The organism is Salinivirga sp. (assembly GCF_035268865.1).
Lineage (GTDB): Bacteria > Bacteroidota > Bacteroidia > Bacteroidales > Salinivirgaceae > Salinivirga.
This window is the reverse complement of the sequence record NZ_DATFKB010000243.1, coordinates 1-2,729: the sequence shown is the minus strand read 5'-3', so window position 1 is coordinate 2,729 and position 2,729 is coordinate 1. Positions and strand designations below refer to the sequence as shown.

Genomic DNA, 2,729 nt, shown 5'->3' with positions numbered 1-2,729 from the left:
AAATTAACATACTGGCGATCGCTTACATTGGCGCTGCGCCAAACCATAAATCGTTCTATAATTCTATTTTTGCCCATCAATCAACAAAAATATAACGTTGTTTGACAATTTATGGAATTTTGGGATAAAAATCTCCTTTTTTTCGTAAGTCTGATAATAAATAGTATGATTGGATATATTGTTTTTATCAAATTATACATTTTTTTGTCAGTGCATAGCTGAAAGTGAATAGGGTCGGTCTCCGTATTGTTGTCCCCGGTTTTTATTTGGCCTGTCGCTCATGAAAAATGTAAGTTTTCCACCCTCTATTATCATTTGGTGTGTAATAAAAAGCTTTGGCCACTCCTTACCATTTAAAAGTACTTTCTGCACATAAATATTGGCAGGTGATTGGTTCTTTACCTCTATTTCGAATGTTTTACCGTTTTTTAAATTGATTTTGGCTTTTTCTATATTAGGAGATCCCAAAACGTATTGATTGGTACCGGGTGTAACCGGATAAAAACCCAGTGCCGAAAATATATACCAGGCCGACATTTGTCCGCAATCATCGTTCCCACAAAGCCCATCTGGTGTAGCCCTGTACATTTCTTTATTAATGCGCCGGACTATGTGTTCTGTTTTCCATGGTCGACCCACGTAATTGTACATGTAAGGTACATGATGGCCCGGTTCATTACCATGAATGTAATTGCCAATAATGCCCGCAGATGTAATATCTTCTGTGTCGGCATATTTTTCTTCGGGCAATGGCATTGTAAACAGTGTATCGAGATGATTTGCCAGTGCTTCATTACCCCCCTTGAGAAAGGCCAGACCCATTATATCGTGTGGAACGAAGAGGCTGTAAGTGTAAGCATTACCTTCAATGAAACCCATTCCGTGCGTGGCCAGCGGGTCGAAGTCTTTAACCCAGGTTTTATCATGCATTTTCGGGCGCATCAAGCCTGTTTCCTGGTCGAACATGTTTTTATAATTATCGGCCCTTACCCTAAGGGCACGGGCCAATTTTTCCTGTTTCGCCAACTGTGCAACCTGGAAAATGGCCCAATCGTCGTAACTGTATTCAAGTGTTTTAGTTACGGAATAAGGCCCGTCGTCATATGGCACGTAGCCGCGAATCCGATATATTTGGTTCTGATTATATTTTGGATACCAGGCAGTACGCTTCATGGCGTGTAAGGCGGTATCGATATCGATGCCGGGGATATTTTTAACAATGGCATCTGAAATTACAGAAGCGGCATGGTAACCGGTCATGCACCAGTTTTCATTGCTGTAGTGCGACCAGATAGGCAACATGTCATGAACGCTCTGTTGCTGATGTGCCAGCATGGAGTTAACCATGTCTGAAGTTCGTTGGGGTTGCATAATGGTAAGTAGCGGGTGTAGTGCCCTGAAAGTATCCCAAAGCGAAAAAATGGTATAATTGGTAAAACCTTCCGATTGATGGATCCGTTGGTCTAAACCGCGGTATTGTCCATCCACATCTTCATAGACCACCGGGCTCATAAATGCATGGTACATGGCAGTGTAAAAATTACTTTTTACTTTTTCCGTTGCAGTGATCGAGATTTTTTTTAACTCCTGGTTCCACTTTTCCCGTGCTTCTTCTTTGTAGGCCTCAAAATTCCAGTGTGGAGCTTCCTCCTGCAAATTTTTTATTGCCCCTTTTGTACTTACTGCTGAAATAGCCACTTTGACCTTCAGCGGTGGTCCAATTCGAGGTGGTGGTTCTTTCCCGGTTCTGAGGTCTTTGGGGCTTAGATGTATGGGTTTAATGGCCGGTTTGAATTGAAACCATGCTTTTAGTTTTTTGCCTGAACACTCCGGGAGACGCTCTATCTTGTCGAATTTTCGCCAGAATCCCTTATAGGCTTCGGTTTCCTGATTGACCAGGCGATAATCCATGATTTTTTCTGAGAAACTCATGGCGAAATAAAGTTTGCGGTCGCGCGCCCATCCCTGCGTCTGCCTGTAACCGGTAATGAGTGTGTCATTCTCCAAACGGATGGAAGACCAAACGATTTTTCCATCGTAATTGTAAATGCCATGGAACAAATCCAATAAAATTTTACGCTTGGCTCTCGGTTCAAAGGTATATTGATGAATGCCCACGTGTGTTGTCGCTGTTAGTTCAGCCTTTACCTTGTAATCATCTAATTCTACGGTGTAGTAACCGGGTGTTCCTGCTTCTGTAGTTTTTCGGTATCTGCTGCGATAACCTTTATCTGGTTTTTGTGATGTGCCCGGGTTAAATTTAGGTTCACCTTTGAACGGCATTATGAGAAAATCGCCCAGGTCAGAATGCCCTGTACCATTAAAATGTGTGTGGCTAAAGCCTACGATGGTGGAATCTTCATATTGGTAACCTGCGCAATAGCGGTAAACATCTTTGTTGTATTCACCATTTTGATAAAACATTATTGTATCGGTATCAGGGCTTAGTTGTACCATACCGAATGGTACTGTGGCACCGGGGAATGTGTGTCCCATATCCTGGGTTCCGGTAAACGGGTTGACGTATTGGGTAGGATCATTTTGTGCAAAACAATTTGCTACAGCTATAAATAGCAGATATAAAATGGTTGTTTTTCTCATTATTTGTAGTTTTTCATCGTGGTTTCCCTCCCGCCTTCTGCGGCAAAGGTGATGACCATTAAAAATAAATATGTGAAATTGACGGGTTTCTGTATTTTTTCAGTTTCTATGATTCCAAATTACAATAA

The 2,729-nt window shown here is 41.8% G+C and carries 1 protein-coding gene; it reads right to left on the bottom strand.

The annotated features are described in order from the left end of the window. Positions 1-207: 207 nt before the first annotated feature. Positions 208-2,601 carry a GH92 family glycosyl hydrolase gene (locus VJ937_RS14695; protein WP_324068358.1) on the bottom strand — a complete coding sequence of 798 codons (2,394 nt, stop codon included), beginning with the start codon at positions 2,599-2,601 and terminating at the stop codon, positions 208-210. Between the last annotated feature and the right edge of the window lie 128 nt (positions 2,602-2,729).

Bases quoted from the DNA above. Each gene is read 5' to 3' on its own strand.
- VJ937_RS14695 (WP_324068358.1), bottom strand. From the start codon at position 2,601: ATGAGAAAAACAACCATTTTATATCTGCTATTTATAGCTGTAGCAAAT.